At 51.7% G+C, this 16009-nt stretch carries 19 protein-coding genes; 9 read left to right on the top strand and 10 right to left on the bottom strand.

The genetic code is table 11. The features are described from left to right. The first annotated feature begins 80 nt into the window (after positions 1-80). Genes EHV15_RS16025 through EHV15_RS16010 form a run of 4 tightly spaced genes read left to right on the top strand, consistent with a single transcriptional unit; the run spans position 81 to position 3647 of the window. Entirely contained in the window at positions 81-1031 is a 951-nt protein-coding gene (locus EHV15_RS16025; protein ID WP_128632081.1) for an NAD-dependent epimerase/dehydratase family protein, read from the top strand. A gap of 13 nt (positions 1032-1044) precedes the next feature. Then, positions 1045-2019 carry a CgeB family protein gene (locus EHV15_RS16020; RefSeq protein WP_128632080.1) on the top strand — a complete coding sequence of 325 codons (975 nt, stop codon included), beginning with the start codon at positions 1045-1047 and terminating at the stop codon, positions 2017-2019. Beyond that, the gene (locus EHV15_RS16015; protein ID WP_128632079.1) at positions 2009-2983 is read left to right on the top strand and encodes an ATP-grasp domain-containing protein; all 975 of its coding nucleotides are present in this window, start codon (positions 2009-2011) and stop codon (positions 2981-2983) included. The genes EHV15_RS16020 and EHV15_RS16015 overlap by 11 nt, the downstream gene beginning before the upstream one ends. A 1-nt stretch (position 2984) precedes the next feature. Then, positions 2985-3647, top strand: coding sequence for an HAD family hydrolase (locus EHV15_RS16010; RefSeq protein ID WP_128632078.1), 663 nt, complete (start codon positions 2985-2987; stop codon positions 3645-3647). Positions 3648-3671: 24 nt separating this feature from the next. On the opposite strand, the gene EHV15_RS16005 is transcribed toward EHV15_RS16010, so the two are convergent. Beyond that, positions 3672-3953, bottom strand: a complete 282-nt coding sequence (locus EHV15_RS16005) for a NosD domain-containing protein (protein ID WP_128632077.1) — start codon at positions 3951-3953, stop codon at positions 3672-3674. Between the two features lie 375 nt (positions 3954-4328). Between EHV15_RS16005 and EHV15_RS16000 the strand changes: the two genes are divergently transcribed. Next, entirely contained in the window at positions 4329-4562 is a 234-nt protein-coding gene (locus tag EHV15_RS16000) for a hypothetical protein (protein WP_246061628.1), read from the top strand. Next, positions 4559-4963 carry a type II toxin-antitoxin system VapC family toxin gene (locus tag EHV15_RS15995; protein ID WP_128632076.1) on the top strand — a complete coding sequence of 135 codons (405 nt, stop codon included), beginning with the start codon at positions 4559-4561 and terminating at the stop codon, positions 4961-4963. Before EHV15_RS16000 ends, EHV15_RS15995 begins: the two co-directional genes overlap by 4 nt. 206 nt (positions 4964-5169) lie before the next feature. On the opposite strand, the gene groL is transcribed toward EHV15_RS15995, so the two are convergent. The 7 genes from groL to EHV15_RS15960 all read right to left on the bottom strand — a co-directional run bounded on the left by groL (position 5170) and on the right by EHV15_RS15960 (position 10303). Next, entirely contained in the window at positions 5170-6795 is a 1626-nt protein-coding gene (gene groL / locus EHV15_RS15990; protein ID WP_128632075.1) for a chaperonin GroEL, read from the bottom strand. Between the two features lie 70 nt (positions 6796-6865). Further along, positions 6866-7147, bottom strand: a complete 282-nt coding sequence (gene groES, locus EHV15_RS15985; RefSeq protein ID WP_036625239.1) for a co-chaperone GroES — start codon at positions 7145-7147, stop codon at positions 6866-6868. 288 nt (positions 7148-7435) lie between these two features. Next, on the bottom strand, positions 7436-8194 hold the full coding sequence (tatC, locus tag EHV15_RS15980; protein WP_128632074.1) for a twin-arginine translocase subunit TatC: 759 nt from the start codon (positions 8192-8194) through the stop codon (positions 7436-7438). 28 nt (positions 8195-8222) lie between these two features. Beyond that, entirely contained in the window at positions 8223-8441 is a 219-nt protein-coding gene (locus EHV15_RS15975) for a twin-arginine translocase TatA/TatE family subunit (RefSeq protein ID WP_128632073.1), read from the bottom strand. A 149-nt stretch (positions 8442-8590) separates the two neighbouring features. Beyond that, a complete protein-coding gene (locus EHV15_RS15970) occupies positions 8591-9076 on the bottom strand; it encodes a MogA/MoaB family molybdenum cofactor biosynthesis protein (RefSeq protein ID WP_036625245.1) in 486 nt (161 codons plus the stop codon). A 98-nt stretch (positions 9077-9174) separates the two neighbouring features. Next, a complete protein-coding gene (gene moaC / locus EHV15_RS15965; protein WP_246061626.1) occupies positions 9175-9663 on the bottom strand; it encodes a cyclic pyranopterin monophosphate synthase MoaC in 489 nt (162 codons plus the stop codon). After that, complete coding sequence (locus EHV15_RS15960; RefSeq protein WP_128632072.1) at positions 9626-10303, bottom strand: 5-formyltetrahydrofolate cyclo-ligase; 678 nt, start codon at positions 10301-10303, stop codon at positions 9626-9628. The genes moaC and EHV15_RS15960 overlap by 38 nt, the downstream gene beginning before the upstream one ends. A gap of 251 nt (positions 10304-10554) precedes the next feature. Between EHV15_RS15960 and EHV15_RS15955 the strand changes: the two genes are divergently transcribed. Then, positions 10555-12525 (top strand): ABC-F family ATP-binding cassette domain-containing protein, encoded by a 1971-nt coding sequence (locus tag EHV15_RS15955; RefSeq protein ID WP_128632071.1) that lies wholly within the window; start codon positions 10555-10557, stop codon positions 12523-12525. A gap of 346 nt (positions 12526-12871) precedes the next feature. Here EHV15_RS15955 and EHV15_RS15950 read toward each other — a convergent pair whose 3' ends face one another. Further along, complete coding sequence (locus tag EHV15_RS15950) at positions 12872-13189, bottom strand: YciI family protein (protein ID WP_128632070.1); 318 nt, start codon at positions 13187-13189, stop codon at positions 12872-12874. Positions 13190-13374: 185 nt separating this feature from the next. Here EHV15_RS15950 and EHV15_RS15945 point away from each other — a divergent pair, with 185 nt between their 5' ends. Next, positions 13375-14256, top strand: coding sequence for a hypothetical protein (locus EHV15_RS15945; protein WP_128632069.1), 882 nt, complete (start codon positions 13375-13377; stop codon positions 14254-14256). 101 nt (positions 14257-14357) lie between these two features. Here EHV15_RS15945 and EHV15_RS15940 read toward each other — a convergent pair whose 3' ends face one another. Next, entirely contained in the window at positions 14358-14825 is a 468-nt protein-coding gene (locus EHV15_RS15940) for a hypothetical protein (RefSeq protein ID WP_246061617.1), read from the bottom strand. A gap of 223 nt (positions 14826-15048) precedes the next feature. On the opposite strand from EHV15_RS15940, the gene cysK reads away from it, so the two are divergent. Next, positions 15049-15972, top strand: coding sequence for a cysteine synthase A (gene cysK / locus EHV15_RS15935; RefSeq protein ID WP_128632068.1), 924 nt, complete (start codon positions 15049-15051; stop codon positions 15970-15972). Positions 15973-16009: the final 37 nt, after the last annotated feature.

Below are 16009 nucleotides of genomic sequence, written 5' to 3'. Positions count from 1 at the left end.
CTATTTGTGGTGTAGGATAGCGTACAGCCAACCGTCCTGCCGGATTCATACAATGAAAAATCGAAAGGAGTGATAAACAAATGGCATTCGGTCGCGTACTGATTACAGGTGGGGCCGGCTTTGTGGGCTCCCAATTATTAAAAAGGATCGAGCCGTTAGCCGATCACGTTTATGTTATTGATGATCTTTCCTCCGGAAGCCGCGATGCTGTTATTTCCTCCGACAAGGTCACTTTCATCCAAGGAAGCTACTACCAGGAAGACCTATTGGAAGAAGTCTTGCCGCGTGTGGAATGGGTATTTCATTTGGCTTGCAGCAGCTTGAGCGTGTCCGTCATCGACATGCGAAAAGATTTTGACACGAATTTGTACGGCGCTTTCGTTTTACTTGAGAAAACCCGGGCTCTATGCTCCTCGCTACGCAGAATCGTATATACTTCAACGGCTTCCGTTTATGGAAATGCCCCGGTTCGCCCTACACCCGAAACCTATTACCAAATCACGGCGCCCTATGCTGCGAGCAAATTTGCCGCCGAACATTATTTTGAAATGTACTTCCGGAATTTCCGGTTGCCCGTGACCACCGTAAGATTATCCAATGTGTTTGGTCCAGGACAGGTAACCTCAAACCCTTACTGCGGCGTCGTTGCCAAATTTTTCGAATGCCTTCACCATGGCGAACCTTTCCCGATTATCGGCGATGGGTTGCAAACCCGGGATTTCACTTACGTTGAGGACGCGATCGATGCCATCCTGCTGGCTGCCGTTTCCGGAAATAGCATCGGGAAACTTTACAACATTGGTACCGGTATCGAAACGAATATACGGCAGCTTGCCGAAACCATTGCTTCCATTAACGGATATCGCGATTATCCTCTCTCTTTTTTGCCCAAGCGTCCGATCGATCACATCGCAAACCGTTCGGTCGATTGCCGGTTGATTCGGCAGGATTTACATTGGGGGCCCAAGTATACGCTTGAACAAGGCTTAAGAGAAACGAATAGCTGGTTAAAACAACAACAATCTGAATAGGAGAATGTGTTCCATGAAAATACTTGCTTTGATGAAAGCCGAACACCATCGAATGAATGTAGGATGGGTCTTGGAGGAAATCGGCCATGAAGTGTTCCATATCAGCGAATTGGACGAGAAGCTGATCGATGAAGCTGTTCAATATTTCAAGCCCGATATCACCTTCGGAATGGGATGGGATGCGCTGCAAAATGAAACGGATCTGCTGCCTCAAATCCTACAAAAGTATAATTTGTTCCATTTATATTTTGCCGAGGAGGATTGGCTGCACTACGACGGTTGGTCTCGATTTTATGTCGAGACGGTTCCTACGCATTTTGTATTGACACGCAGCCAACATTGTGTGCCAAAATATGGAGAAAAGGGAATCCCCGCCACATATCTCGACGTGGGAAGCAACCCCTCCTTCCAACGGCCGTTACAAATCGTTCCCGAATATGTTTGCGATGTCTCGGTCGTAGCCAACGGACAATTCTTAAGAGATATTTTCCGCCGAAAAAGTCTGGCTGACCTGGTTTACCCGCTGTTTGACGCCCCTTTCGATACACGTATCCGCGGAAACGACTGGCATGACGAGCTTCCCAGGATGATTGGCATTACGGCCAATCCGCAAATGCTGTATGGAACTCTTCCCTATTACGAAACTCCAAAAGTTCACAGCTCCTCTAAGATCAATATCAGCATACAGACGGTAGAAGATCAACTGAGCAGCCGAACTTACGACATTTTGGCGTGTGGAGGATTTCTGCTTACGTCGGATTCTCCGGGGGTTCGCGAACGTTTGCAGCCGGGGATCAACTGTGAAGTATCCAGTTCGCCCGAGGAGACGATTGCGAAAATTCACTATTATTTGCAGCATGAGGACCAACGCTTGGAAATCGCCAGAAACGGCCTGGAATTCGCGCGGACGGAAGGCGCCTATCAGACGACCATTCCGCGGGTTTGGCCGCTTGTCGAACAAGAAGTGAAGCGTTACTATGGAAGCTAATGCAACGCTGAATATTTTGATTCCGTCCGCAGGGGGGTTGTCCGGCACCTTTTTGATTCGGCATTTAAGTCATCAAACCATAGAGAATTACCATTACCGCATTGTGGCGGCCGATAGCAATCGGCATACCGCCGCAAGGCACCTGGCTTCCGCTTTCTATCAAGTCCCTGCTTGCCATGATCCCGATTACGAGCAAGCCATCTACGAGATTGTCTTGAAGGAGAACATCGATATTATTTTCCCTGTCGCCTCTTATGACACGCCTTTTTTTGCCCAACGGAAAGCGCAGCTTGAACAGATGGGCGTTCAATTGCTCGTCTGTGATATGGGGACCCATGAGCGGCTCCATAACAAGAAGACATTATATGAGACGATGAGAACCATCGGCATTCCCGTTCCACGGTATTATGGAACCCATCCTCCCCTTTCTTATCCTGCGATTATTAAACCTGCCGCGAGCAGCGGAAGCAGAAATGTCTGCAAGCTGGAAAACGATGCTGATTACAGATATTGGTCGTCAAAGCTGGAAGAATACGTGGTCACCGATTTTATCGAGGGAACGGAATTTACGGTGGATTGTTTGTTCGATAAATCCAACCGGCTTGTCCTGTCCAATGCGCGCGAGCGCGTTAAAATGAACGGGGGCGCCGTCGTCATCACAAGGCAAGCGGAATCGGCGGCGGTGCTTACTTCGATCCTGCATAAAATAGAAGCCCATCTAAAAATCGAAGGGCCTGTTAATTTTCAATACATTGCGGACCGGGAGAATCGTCTGTTCCTGACCGATTTCAACACGCGATTTGCCTCCGGCGGTTTGCCTTTAACGGTTGCCGCAGGCTACGACATCCCCAATCTGATGATCCGGATCATGTTGAACCAGCCTGTCGACGTATCCAACATTGTCCCCCCCAAAGGGCTGACGATGTACCGGTATTATCAAGAGTGGTTCACCGGGGAGCCCTAAAATGCCCGTCATTTATATCGATCTTGACGGAACCTTGCTTGACGTTTGGCTCAGGTATTATACGGTCATGGATTCATTTTTCGAGCGCCAAAGCCTCCCCTTCCCAAGCTTTCAGAAATACAAAAAGCAAAAACGGGAGCTGGTTCGGGACGATGCGATCATACGCCACGCGGTTCGGGATAATCCGGCTGCTGCGGAAGAACTCATTTCCAATTACATGTTGTGGAAGAAAGACAAGCTGGAAAGCGAGTCCCTGCTGAAACTGGATCAACCTATCGGGCGGATTCGTGTTTTTGCCGCTCAGTTGAAGCCAAATTATCGGCTTCACTTAATCTCGGTCAGAAGGAATCATGAGCACGCTGTCCGGCAGTTGCAGCGGCTGAATATGGTTGCTCCTTTTGAACGAATCGACCTGGTACCGCCATCCTTGAGCATCAATCCGAAATGGGATTCGCTTCGACGCCTGGCCACCCCCGCCGACCTTCTCATCGGTGACAGCGAAATCGATTTGCAGTGCGGCTTCATGCTTGGATTGCGAACGTTTCACGTTGACACGGGACTAAGAAGCTTCGAATATGCGAACCGTAATGCGAACCTTAATTCGAACCGTCATAACAAAGCCGTTCCATTGCACCAATACAATGACGTATTGTCTTACTTGTAACTCCGTTACGAGCCGCCAGGGAATTTACTCTGGCGGTCGTTTGTTCTCAACCAGCGACGTTTGCACATCATACAGCAAAATGCCTTGCGAATTGACGTTGCTGCTTTGTTTAGCGAAGGAGTTGCCCGAGACCAGCACATCTGTAACCCCCATAATCATAGCCCCGGTGACATTATGTTCGCCCCGATTTCCCACGATTTTCGTTCCATCGATATACATGCAATGAATCCCGTAGCGTGATCCAAAAATCTGGTTGCCCGTAATATCCAAGTTTTTGCTGTCCTCCAGATATATGCCGTCCCTCATACTCCGCCAGTTCTTCCCCGCCTTGTTTCTGAAAAATGCGCAGTCCCTCAACCGTTACCCCGTCAGCTTGTATCGTCATCGCCGATTCGGGTTCTTCATTTAATAATGACGCCTTGCCCAAACCCTAAATGATTAATGGCTTATTAATAAGGACCGGCCCGGAATAATTGCCTTCCGGCAACACAATGCGGTCCCCCGGTTTTGCTTGATCCACTATATCCTGTAGAGAAGGGGCGACATTTAAGTGGGGCGATTGACGATCCGAACAGAAGTATCTATTCGTTCTGTTATCGGGTATAATTGATGTAAAGAAAACTGAGGTTCACTGAGATCAAACGATTCAGTCCTCATATTCTGATAAAGGAGAGATTCTCCATGTCAATGGTACGTAAACTCCACCCTCATATAGCAAAAGACTTAAGAGACTTTTTAGCCGAAAACAATATTTCCACCAAAAAACTTGTCATTGATCTTGAAACAGAAACCATTGAGGATTTCGATGATTACTCCGTCGATGATATTCTGAGCGTGGCTGGGATTCTGAAACCCGGAGAAGCACAAGAATTGTTAGATCACATTCAAGAGTCCCGGGAGGGCTGGGGAAAATGACCCACAACAACTCCGGGTACTTATTCGATTCCAACATTGTCATCGCCATTCTGGATAACGATCATTCGGCTGTAGATTTGGTACGGCAAGCCCAAAATGAAAAACGGCGAATATTCTTTTCGACGATTACGGAATGCGAAGTATTGAGCGGAATCAAACACAATCAGTTTTTAGTAGCGGAACGAATGTTTTCCTCCAAGCATATGATCCATGTTGATTCCGCTATTGCAAGAAAAGCTGCCTCTATACAAAGCGAGCAAAGAAGCAATGGGCGGAAAATAAAAACTCCTGATGCCCTCATCATCGCGACTGCCTTTACAGCAAATTTGATACTGGTCTCTCGAGATGCGGATATGAACTTTGTTACGAATGAATACGGAATGACACTATTGAAAATCTAAGAGACTGATGTTATGAGCACGCATTGCTCACCTATCTGAATAAACAAATTAACCCAATGGTAGTTCACCAATGAAAAACTGATCCATGATGACTGCAAAAAAGCTTCTCACGGGCATATGCCCGGAGAAGCTTTTTTAATAGTTTATGTGGTTATACGGCGTTTCCGCTCACGGAAACTTTGATGCATAAGGGCGGGTGGCCCTTATTACATCATGCCCATGCCGCCCATTCCGCCCATGTCCGGAGCGGCTGGTTTTTCCGGTTCCGGTTTGTCGGCGATCACCGCTTCGGTCGTCAGGAACAGACCGGCAACGGAAGCTGCGTGCTGCAGCGCGGAACGAGTTACTTTTGCAGGGTCCACGATACCGGCTTCGATCATGTTCACCCATTCGCCGGTAGCGGCGTTGTATCCGATGCCCACTTTTTCTTTCTTCAGACGGTCCACGATTACGGAGCCTTCTTCGCCGGCATTAGCGGCAATCGTACGAACCGGTTCTTCCAGAGCGCGAAGCACGATGTTTACACCGGTTTTTTCGTCGCCCTCAGCATTAACGGCTGCCACCGCGCCATATACGTTCACGAGCGCCACGCCGCCGCCGGATACGATACCTTCTTCAACGGCTGCGCGAGTTGCGTTCAGAGCGTCTTCGATGCGCAGTTTGCGTTCTTTCAGCTCGGTTTCCGTAGCCGCGCCGACCTTAACGACCGCTACGCCGCCAGCCAGTTTAGCCAGACGTTCTTGCAGTTTTTCCTTGTCGAACTCGGAAGTCGTTTCTTCCAGTTGCGCACGGATTTGGTTCACGCGAGCTTGGATGTCGGCTTTGTCGCCGCTGCCGTCCACGATCGTCGTGTTTTCTTTCGTAACGATAACTTGACGTGCGTTACCGAGTTGATCCACAGCCGTGCTCTTCAGGTCAAGGCCGAGTTTTTCGGTGATCACTTGACCGCCCGTCAGAGCGGCGATGTCTTGTAGCATCGCTTCGCGGCGATCGCCGAAGCCAGGAGCTTTAACGGCTACCGCGTTGAACGTGCCGCGCAGTTTGTTCACGATCAGCATCGCTTGCGCTTCGCCTTCGATATCTTCAGCGATGATCAGCAGCGGTCTGGATTGTTGAACGATCTTTTCCAGCAGCGGCAGGATTTCTTGCGTGCTGCTGATTTTCTTGTCGGTGATCAGGATGTACGGATTGTCGAGTACGGCTTCCATTTTGTCCGTATCGGTGATCATGTAAGGAGATACGTAACCGCGGTCGAATTGCATACCTTCCACCACTTCAAGTTCGGTGGCAAAACCGCGGGATTCTTCCACGGTGATAACGCCGTCTTTGCCCACTTTTTCCATCGCTTCGGCGATCAATTCGCCAACTTCTTCATCAGCGGCGGAGATAGCGGCAACTTGCGCGATCGATTGTTTGCCTTCGATCGTTTTGGAGATGTTCTTCAATTCTTCAACGGCTGCGCGAACCGCTTTGTCGATCCCTTTGCGGAGGCCGATTGGGCTGGCGCCTGCCGTAACGTTTTTCAAACCTTCACGGATCAGCGCTTGCGCCAGAACCGTAGCGGTCGTCGTACCGTCACCGGCAACGTCGTTCGTTTTGGTAGCTACTTCTTTAACGAGCTGGGCGCCCATGTTTTCAAAAGCGTTTTCCAGTTCGATTTCTTTAGCGATCGTAACACCGTCATTCGTGATCAGCGGGCTGCCGAATTTTTTCTCGAGCACCACGTTGCGGCCTTTCGGTCCAAGCGTTACTTTTACTGCATTCGCCAAAGCGTCAACCCCACGAAGCATTGCGTGGCGGGCGTCTTCACTGAATCTGATCTCTTTTGCCATGATTAGATTACCTCCCTGAAAATGTTGGATGAAAATTCAATGGTCGTTATATTTCGCCTACCGGCTGTTCTTAGCCGATGATCGCGTGAATGTCGCTTTCTTTCATAATCAAATACTCTTTGCCTTCGTATTTCACTTCGGTTCCGGCGTATTTGGAGAACAGCACGCGGTCGCCTTCTTTAACTTCAAGCGGAACGCGCACCCCGTCCTTCAAAGTTCCGCTGCCTACGGCGATTACTTTGCCTTCCTGCGGTTTTTCCTTGGCCGTATCCGGAAGCACAATGCCAAATGCCGTTGTCTCCTCTTGCTCGATCGGTTGTACCAGAACGCGTTCACCTAATGGTTTGATCATGAAAAAACAGCCTCCTTTGAATATGTTGGGTTTAAGGGTTTGTAAGATCATATGTATTAGCACTCGATCTGCTCAAGTGCTAACAACCACTTTTATATTACTCAACTTGCGGACAGATTTCAAGTTCCTTTGTGCAATTTTTTTCTATATTTTATAGGCGCGAAGACGCCCTTCCCATTGTATCCTCTAGGTTGGAAAAATATTCCGAGCTGCCCCGCCAAGAGCCTCAACCTGCCGCAACACCAACCGCATGCACAAAAAAACACGCCCATCCCAAAGGCGCGTTCCTTATTTATATTTCTCCGCCCGCTCCGCATCCGCCGCCACGATCTTGTTATGCACCCGCTGCGACAAAAGCACGCTCAGTTCATACAAAATAACGAGCGGAATCAGCACCAAAAAAGCGGAGAATAAATCGGCAGGAGTGATCATCACCGAAATAACGACGAGCGCGAAATAAGCGACCCGGCGCATTTTCCGCAGCAGTTTCGGTGTCACAATCCTAAGCTGCGTCAAAAACAAAATGATAAGCGGCAGCTCGAACAACAGCGAAATCGGCAAAACGAGGTTCATCATAAACTTAAAATAGTCCGCCATGCCGTACGTTTCGACCAAACCAAGCTGCTTGTTGAGCGACCCCGTAAACGACATCGCTAACGGAAATACGACATAATAGCCGAAGGCGAGCCCTACCAAAAAACAGATAAATACGAACGGAATATATTTCACGGTCGCCCTGCGTTCCGCCGGCTTCAGCCCCGGACTGACAAACGCCCAGACCTGGTACAGCGTAAACGGGAGCGTAATCCCCAGCGACACCAGCATGGCGATTTTCATGTAGACGCCGACGCCGTCCCAAAACGAAAAGGCGTTCAGTTCGATTTTCGCGCCGGAAAAGGCATTTGTCGTCAAATAATGATAAATCGGATCGACCACAAAAAAAGCGCCGACCAGCACGATGACAAAAACGATGCAGACCAGCATCAACCGCCGCCGCAGCTCCGACAGATGGTCGACGATACTCTGCAGCTCCTGCTCTTCAGCCATCAACCGTCCTCCTTTTCCCGCCATGAGCTCATTCCGGCAGCCGGCGGTCCTCCGGTTTAGGGCTTTCGGCGCGGGCAGGGGCTGCTTCCGTCCGCTTCACTTCCGGCACATCGTCCACAATGTCCCGCGTCGCCTCTTTGAATTCCCGGAACGTCCGGCCTACGGCCCGTCCCAAATCCGGCAATTTATTCGGTCCAAACAGCAGCAACGCCGCGATCACAATCAACAAAAATCCGCCTGCGCTCATCGCACCAGTCTCCTTTCGCTACGTCCATTAAATAGGCAGGGATATGACACGTTTCTAATCACACGCCCACATCATACCATAACGAATGTCACAGTTACAGTCTATTTATTTTACATTCCGGCAAAAAAAGACGGTAAAAGTGCGGGCGATTACAAGCGGAATTGACCGGTTACCATCAGCAGCGCTTCCGGCAGTTGTTCCATAATGGCCGCCAAATTCTCATGCACGCCTTTCGGCGTACCCGGCAAATTGACGATCAGCGTGCGGCCGCGGATGCCGACAATCCCGCGGAACAGCATCGCCGCCGGATTTTTTTGCATCGCCGCATATCGCATCGCTTCCGCCATGCCCGGAACCTCGCGTTCGATGACCCGTCTCGTCGCTTCCGGGGTGACGTCACGGATCGCCAGCTCCGTCCCTCCGGTGGTGAATACCAAATCCGCATGAAAATAATCGGTCATTTCAATCAAAGCCGCAATAATTTCATCCGGCTCATCGGGAACGATCCGGTATTCCACGATTTCGCCGCCCAACTCCTCTTCCACCAGTTCGCGGATAACCTGGGCGCTCGTATCTTCACGTTCGCCTCGTGCCCCTTTGTCGCTCGCTGTAAGGATCGCTGTTTTCCAAACCATGAAGTCACCCTCCTTATCCATATGTAGGAACTCCAAATCAGTACGTTCATGCTGGGATCATCCATGCCGAGTTCCGTATTCTTAAGCCCTGCCCAGCCCTACGGCCGGACGTAATCTCCGCTTTTTCCGCCCGTTTTCGAGCGAAGCAGCGTCGGGCCGATCACCATGTCTTTTTGCAGCGCTTTGCACATGTCGTACACGGTAAGCGCCGCGGCGGAAACCGCTGTGAGCGCCTCCATTTCGACGCCGGTTTTCCCTTCCGTTTTCACCGTGGCCGCCACAAACAGCTCGTCCCGCCCATTATCGGTGAACGTGATATCCACGCCCGTCAGCGGCAGGGGATGGCACATCGGAATCCAATCGGACGTCCGCTTCGCGCCTTGAATCCCGGCCACCTGGGCGACGGCGAGAACGTCCCCTTTGCCAACCCGGCCTTCTTTTATCGCCTCAAGCGTGGAGGGAAGCATCGAAATCTTCGTTTCGGCCACGGCGACGCGGACGGTCGGCGTTTTGCCGGAAATGTCCACCATACGCGCTCTGCCTTGCTCGTTAAAGTGAGTCATCCCTTGTCCCGATTCCGAGTTCATCAAGCTTATCACTACTTTCCTTCATATATATCGTTCCGGCTGCCGCAAACAGCAGGTCCAGCCTAAAATCATGCCGCTCCATCGGAACCTTGCCGGGAACGATCAGCTCCTGCAGGGCCAGCGCGGCCAGAACCACCCGGCCCGTTCCTCCGCTGCGCTCCGCCAATTCCCCGATCAGCCGGTCGTAATATCCGGCCCCGAAGCCGATCCGTCCGCCGCTGCGATCAAAGGCCAGACCCGGCACAAGGATAAGGTCGATCTCCGGATACCGGGCAGGCGGCCAAACCGGCGTTTCGTCCCCCGGTTCGGGAATCCCCCAGGTGCCCGGAACCAAACCTTCCTCCGCGCTTATTTCGTGCAGAGAGAGCATGCGATTTTCGCGGATTTTCGGGACGAGCATCCGGTCTCCCTGCGCAAGGCAGCTGCGGATCAGCGGACGCGTGTCGGGTTCGTCCCGGAAGGACACGTAACTCATCACGTTAAGCCGGCCGCCCCGTTTTTGGCGCAGCGGATTCAGCACGTCCCGCTCGGCCCAGGCTGCCGCAGCCGCCGACTGCTCTGCTCTCGCGGCTTCAGGGATATTTGCCCGAATTCCGGTCATCCGCCGGCGCAGCTCTTGTTTCGCTTCCGCAAGCTCCATCCCCCGTCCCCTTCCCGTACGCGGCAAAAATGCGCAATTCTTCATCAATTATGCAAAAAAAGTCGAGTTATCTCTATGAACTAGTTTATCATTGTTATATGAAAATGAAAACTAAACCGATAACGATAAAACGGCCGTGCGTTCCCGTCAATGAGCGGTGCATTTAACGTACGTTTCATGTACACTAAATATACAAGTATGGATCATAATCTAATGATAAATATTTATGTTTTTGGAGGATAGGATCAGATATGCTGCTTCAAGCTACGAACATTACAAAATTATACGGAGTTACCGCCGTACTGGAGGGTATCAACCTGCAAGTGCTTGAACGGGACCGCATCGGTCTCGTGGGCGTCAACGGTGCCGGCAAATCGACATTTCTGCAAATTTTAGCTGGTGAATTATCCTATGATGGCGGTCAAATCTTCAAAGCGAAGGAAACGACAATCGGCTACCTGGCGCAAAACAGCGGACTGCAGTCGGACCGGACCATATGGGAGGAAATGCTCGCCGTATTTGCCCCGCTGACCGAAACAGAGCGCGAGCTGCGGCGGATGGAAGAGCAGATCGCCGATCCCGAGCTGGCCCGGGACGAGAAAGCGCATCAGGATTTGCTCGACCGCTATGCGCTCAAATCGGACTGGTTTAAGGATCATGGCGGCTACGAGATCGAGACCCGCATCCGCAGCGTTCTGCACGGCATGGGCTTCGGCGATTTCCCGCCGGACACCGTCATCTCTACGTTAAGCGGCGGACAACGGACCCGGCTGGCGCTGGCGCGCATTTTGCTCCAGGCGCCCGATCTGCTGATGCTTGACGAGCCCACCAACCACTTGGACATCGAAACGCTGACTTGGTTGGAGGATTATTTGCGGAATTATTCCGGGGCCCTGCTGGTTGTGTCCCATGACCGCTATTTCTTGGACCGGCTGGTCACCTCCATCGTCGAAATCGAACGCCATCAATCGCGCAAATACACCGGGAACTACAGCCGGTTTATCGAACTCAAGGCGGCGGAATACGAAAGCCAAATGAAGCAATATGAAAAACAGCAGGACGAAATCGCCCGGACGGAAGCTTTTATTCAGCGGAACATCGTCCGAGCCTCGACGACCAAACGGGCCCAAAGCCGGCGCAAGATGCTGGAAAAGATGGACATCATCGACCGTCCGCAGGGCGATCTGAAAAGAGCCAGCTTCTCCTTTGAAGCCGAGGTCATGAGCGGCAAGGACGTGCTGCAGGCCGATCAGCTTGCCTATTCGTTCGAGAACAAGCAGAAACCGCTGTTCCAAAATGTCTCCTTTTCGCTGCAGCGCGGAGAGACGGTCGCTCTGATCGGACCCAACGGCATCGGCAAATCGACGCTGCTTAAAATGTTGACCGGAGATCTGAAGCCTGCCGCCGGAAAAATCACTTGGGGCGCCAAGGTGAAAATCGGCTTTTACGATCAGGAGCAGACCAACCTGAATCCGGTCAATACGGTGCTCGAAGAATTGTGGAGCGCCTTTCCCCATATGGAAGAGGCGCGCATTCGCACCGTGCTCGGCAATTTCCTGTTCAGCGGCGAAGACGTGCTGAAGAAGGTAGCGGCGTTAAGCGGCGGGGAAAAAGCCCGCGTCGCGCTCGCCAAGCTGATGCTGCAAAAAGCGAACGTCCTGATTCTCGACGAGCCGACCAACCATCTGGATTTGTTCAGCAAAGAGGTGTTGGAGTCCGCTTTGCTCGAGTATGACGGCACGCTGCTGTTCATATCCCATGACCGTTATTTCCTGAACAAAATCGCGGAGCGCATCGTGGAGCTGCATCCGAACGGAGCGGAGCATTTCCTGGGCAATTACGACGATTATTTGGCGAAAAAACAGGAACTTGCGGAGCTTGCCGCGGAAAAAGCTGGAGCCGGCGAGGTTAAAGCGGGCGCGGCCAACCGGGCTGTTCCTGCGCCGGAGCAGGCCTCCGCCGCTCAGAAATCGGGAGCCGCTTCTTACGAAGCCGACAAGCAGGCCAAACGCGAAGAACGCAACCGGCAGCGGAGGCTGGAGCAGCTCGAGGAAACGATCGCCAGGCTGGAAGGCGACATCGCCGCCTTGGAGAGCGAACTTGCGCTGCCCGAGGTTTATCAGGACTACATGGCGGTTCAGGAACGACAAGCCGCGATCGAACAGCATAAGAAGCAGTTATCCTCCGCTTATGAGGAATGGGAAACGTTAGCCGAAGCGTAGGATGGATTTTACAACACCTTCACAAAAATTTTTTATTTTACAAAACGAAAACATTTAGGCGAATTATGCACAAATTTATCCACATTATCCTGAATCATTTTCACATTAAAACGGCCTTCAGGGCCGTTTTTTTGCGGGTAAACTAGGTTTTTTCACAAAAACGCCTAATTATCCACCAACTTATTCACATTATCCACAGTTTTCAGAAAACAAACGAGAGTTATTTTCGCAAACGTAATCATAAGCTGACAGGCAAGCTTTCATTATTTTTTCATAAATTTAGCCAACAAGTTGTGGATAACCTTGTCCACATCTTGACAAAATCAGACTTTTTCCTGCCCTTCCATTATCCCATTCCCAAATGCCGGTTTTCTTCGCAGGAGATCTCCCAGGTTCGAAGCTCATAGTTCTCGGCTCCCGATTCTACGAACGGATCGCGCTCGGCGATTTGCCGCGCTTGTTCAATTGTGTCCGCTTCGATGATGATCATCCCGCCTTTGTAGTCGGTAAACGGGCCGCACATGACCAAATGTCCCAGCCTGTCCAGTTCCCTTAAATGGGCCACATGTCCGCGGATCAGCCCCTCGTCAAGGCTTTTCCCGGGATTCAACATAAGCAAAATGACATACTTTGTGAATTTCGATGTCTCGGATTTCGTCTTCATGCTATTTCCTCCTGTTAAGTTACTGATACTTTTTTCCCGTATTTGTGTTATACCGTTTCAATCGCCCGCTTCCCGCAGTAAACCATCCGAAATGCCTATTCCCTCCCGGTTTTAAACTCTTTATGATCGAATAAGAGCGAAAAATAGAAAATGCTGTAAAAGAATGCCGAAAAGGAGAGAAATGAATGAAATTTGTCAAAGCCGCTTCACTGGCCGCACTGGGAGCCGGCCTCGCTTTTTTGGGAGGCTGCCAAGTGCTTGGCGCGACACAAGACGCTTCATCCACAGCTCCAGCCTTTACGGAATCCAAACTCCCGGGCGGAGGACTCGCTTTGCCTCTAAACGAGCGGATTCATTTGTCGACGGATCAAAAATGGGTTAAAGACGAAGGCCATCTGTCCGATTTGATCCGGCTGCAATGGACGGCGGAGCGGGCCAAACCGGCCATCGCTTGGGCCAATGAAGAAGGGAAGGACAAAACCGCTATCATCTCGCACGACAAGGCCAATAACCCGGAGCAGCACGATCATAAACATATATCGATCGAAACGACGATGTCCCCTGACGGGGAGTATAAGGACCAGTTGTTCACCCGTTTCGAAATTCCTTATGATACCGACGTCGCGGAGATTCGCACCCATTCTTCGAATTTCAACGTGATGGATGGGATTTTGCGGGTTGCCGGGGAAGGAAACCGGGTTCTGGAGTTTGCCAAAAACGGGAAGGATAACGCAACGACTCCGCTTTGGAGCATTAAGGCGGACAGTGCGGAGCAAAAAGGCAACAACTCTGGGGCCGACTTGAATATCGTTCGCTATTCCGATCAGGGAGAGGCCATCGACAGCGCCCTGACGATCAAACGCGACGACGCCCATGTCGGGATCGGGACCAATGATCCGCAAGCCGCGCTCGACGTAAATGGAGACAGCATCCGGGTCCAGCAATCCCAGACTCCCGCCTCCGCCAATGCGCCGGGCAACCCGGGGGAGATCGCCTGGGATGAAAATTATGTTTACGTTTGCGTCGCCAAAGATACGTGGAAACGCTCCGCCTTATCCAGCTGGTAATCCAGGATATGCCGGAAAATTAGCGGGCGGGCAGAGGCAGCGTTACGCAAAGTGCCATGCCTTATGCCCGCTCCATCTCCTCATTTGCCGTCTTCCCGCCTTCATTTTGCAGCTTCATAAAACCTCCAAACGGAAGGCAGCAGGGACACGATTTGAATCGCCAGACCAAGTCCCGTATACAGCAAATGGACGACGGATGAACCGCCGATGATGTAAATTTGCACGGAAATCCAGATCAGCAAAGCGAAAGCGATATACAGCGAAAAAGTCCATGACCAATGCATCGATTTAATCGCGTTCAGCCTCTCCCCCCACTTCCAATTCCATTTCCTTAAAAGCGCGTCAACGAGGATCAAGGGAGCTATCCCCAATACGGCCAATAAGATGATGCCGGGAATCCGGTAATCCGGAAAAAGCTCTATTTTCATCACGTCCTCCGACATGCCCAGCCATCCCCCGGAAGGGTTCAGCGTTAATGCCCCTCCCCCGATTACGGCACCGAGCCCCAGTAAACCATGCAAGGAAATAAGCAGATAACAACCGGCAGGCCTATTTGAAATCCTCGCCAACTTAAGCCCCCCCTTTTTTCGTCCACGAGTATAAAAAAAAGAAGAGTTCCCGTCGAACCCTTCTACGCTGTGCGTGTACATTAACACAGAGAAACTATTTGTGCAGTGACTTTTATTACTTCGAGTTGCTCAATCGCCCTGAAACCCGATAAAATAAACAAAGAGAACACAGATAAAAATGGATTAAAAATAACGGGTATCGGAAAGCAGGTGCCACCACGACATGGCCAGCAAAGCAGTAAATCATATTACCGAGCTGATCGGGGACACCCCGGCCGTTAAACTGGGGCGGCTGACGGGGGAACAGGATGCCGAGGTTTTTGTGAAGCTTGAATATTTCAATCCGAGCCGCAGCGTCAAAGACCGCGCCGCCTTCCTTATGATCGAGGCCGCGGAACAGGCCGGTCTGCTGGGGCCGGGGGCCGCGATCATCGAGCCGACCAGCGGCAATACCGGAATCGGCCTGGCGATGAACGCGGCCGCCAAAGGTTATAAAGCGATTTTGGTCATGCCGGACAACATGACCAAGGAGCGGATCGCCATTTTGCAAGCCTATGGCGCCGAAGTCGTGCTGACGCCGGCAGCAAAGCGCATGCCCGGGGCGATCGAAAAAGCCCGCGAGCTCCACGCTCAAATCCCGGGCAGCTTTATGCCGCAGCAGTTCCAAAACGAGGCCAACCCCGAAATCCACCGGCTGACGACCGGCCCGGAGATCGTACAGCAAATGGACGGCCGATTGGACCTGTTCGTCGCCACCGCGGGAACTGGCGGGACGATCACGGGCACCGGGGAATATTTGCGCGAGCATATTCCCGGCATCTCCATCGTCGTCGCCGAACCCAAAGGCTCTCCCGTGCTGTCCGGAGGCCGGCCGGGGCCGCATAAACTGGTGGGAACAAGCCCAGGCTTCATCCCGCCGATCCTGAACACCGAAGTATATGACGAAATCGTCCAGGTCAGCGATGAAGACGCGCTGGACACCGTCCGGCGCCTGGCGGCCCTGGAAGGCATTCTCGCCGGCCCCTCCAGCGGGGCTTCGGTGTGGACGGCGCTGCAGTTTGCCAAAAAGCTCGGGGCCGGCAAACGCATTTTGTGCATCGCCCCCGATAACGGCGAACGTTATCTGAGCATGGACGTTTTCCACTAGTTCCGGACCAGGCATGAACATTTTACAAGAAAAGAGG

Origin of the sequence: Paenibacillus oralis, assembly GCF_003863965.1 — a bacterium.
GTDB classification, from domain to species: Bacteria; Bacillota; Bacilli; order Paenibacillales; family Paenibacillaceae; genus Fontibacillus; species Fontibacillus oralis.
The sequence above is the reverse complement of the archived record's forward strand: the minus strand, read 5'-3'. Positions and strand labels throughout refer to the sequence as shown.

Coding starts and splice junctions, on each gene's coding strand:
- EHV15_RS16025 (WP_128632081.1), top strand. CDS start 81: ATGGCATTCGGTCGCGTACTGATTACAGGTGGGGCCGGCTTTGTGGGC.
- EHV15_RS16020 (WP_128632080.1), top strand. CDS start 1,045: ATGAAAATACTTGCTTTGATGAAAGCCGAACACCATCGAATGAATGTA.
- EHV15_RS16015 (WP_128632079.1), top strand. CDS start 2,009: ATGGAAGCTAATGCAACGCTGAATATTTTGATTCCGTCCGCAGGGGGG.
- EHV15_RS16010 (WP_128632078.1), top strand. CDS start 2,985: ATGCCCGTCATTTATATCGATCTTGACGGAACCTTGCTTGACGTTTGG.
- EHV15_RS16005 (WP_128632077.1), bottom strand. CDS start 3,953: ATGAGGGACGGCATATATCTGGAGGACAGCAAAAACTTGGATATTACG.
- EHV15_RS16000 (WP_246061628.1), top strand. CDS start 4,329: ATGTCAATGGTACGTAAACTCCACCCTCATATAGCAAAAGACTTAAGA.
- EHV15_RS15995 (WP_128632076.1), top strand. CDS start 4,559: ATGACCCACAACAACTCCGGGTACTTATTCGATTCCAACATTGTCATC.
- groL (WP_128632075.1), bottom strand. CDS start 6,795: ATGGCAAAAGAGATCAGATTCAGTGAAGACGCCCGCCACGCAATGCTT.
- groES (WP_036625239.1), bottom strand. CDS start 7,147: ATGATCAAACCATTAGGTGAACGCGTTCTGGTACAACCGATCGAGCAA.
- tatC (WP_128632074.1), bottom strand. CDS start 8,194: ATGGCTGAAGAGCAGGAGCTGCAGAGTATCGTCGACCATCTGTCGGAG.
- EHV15_RS15975 (WP_128632073.1), bottom strand. CDS start 8,441: ATGAGCGCAGGCGGATTTTTGTTGATTGTGATCGCGGCGTTGCTGCTG.
- EHV15_RS15970 (WP_036625245.1), bottom strand. CDS start 9,076: ATGGTTTGGAAAACAGCGATCCTTACAGCGAGCGACAAAGGGGCACGA.
- moaC (WP_246061626.1), bottom strand. CDS start 9,663: ATGAACTCGGAATCGGGACAAGGGATGACTCACTTTAACGAGCAAGGC.
- EHV15_RS15960 (WP_128632072.1), bottom strand. CDS start 10,303: ATGGAGCTTGCGGAAGCGAAACAAGAGCTGCGCCGGCGGATGACCGGA.
- EHV15_RS15955 (WP_128632071.1), top strand. CDS start 10,555: ATGCTGCTTCAAGCTACGAACATTACAAAATTATACGGAGTTACCGCC.
- EHV15_RS15950 (WP_128632070.1), bottom strand. CDS start 13,189: ATGAAGACGAAATCCGAGACATCGAAATTCACAAAGTATGTCATTTTG.
- EHV15_RS15945 (WP_128632069.1), top strand. CDS start 13,375: ATGAAATTTGTCAAAGCCGCTTCACTGGCCGCACTGGGAGCCGGCCTC.
- cysK (WP_128632068.1), top strand. CDS start 15,049: ATGGCCAGCAAAGCAGTAAATCATATTACCGAGCTGATCGGGGACACC.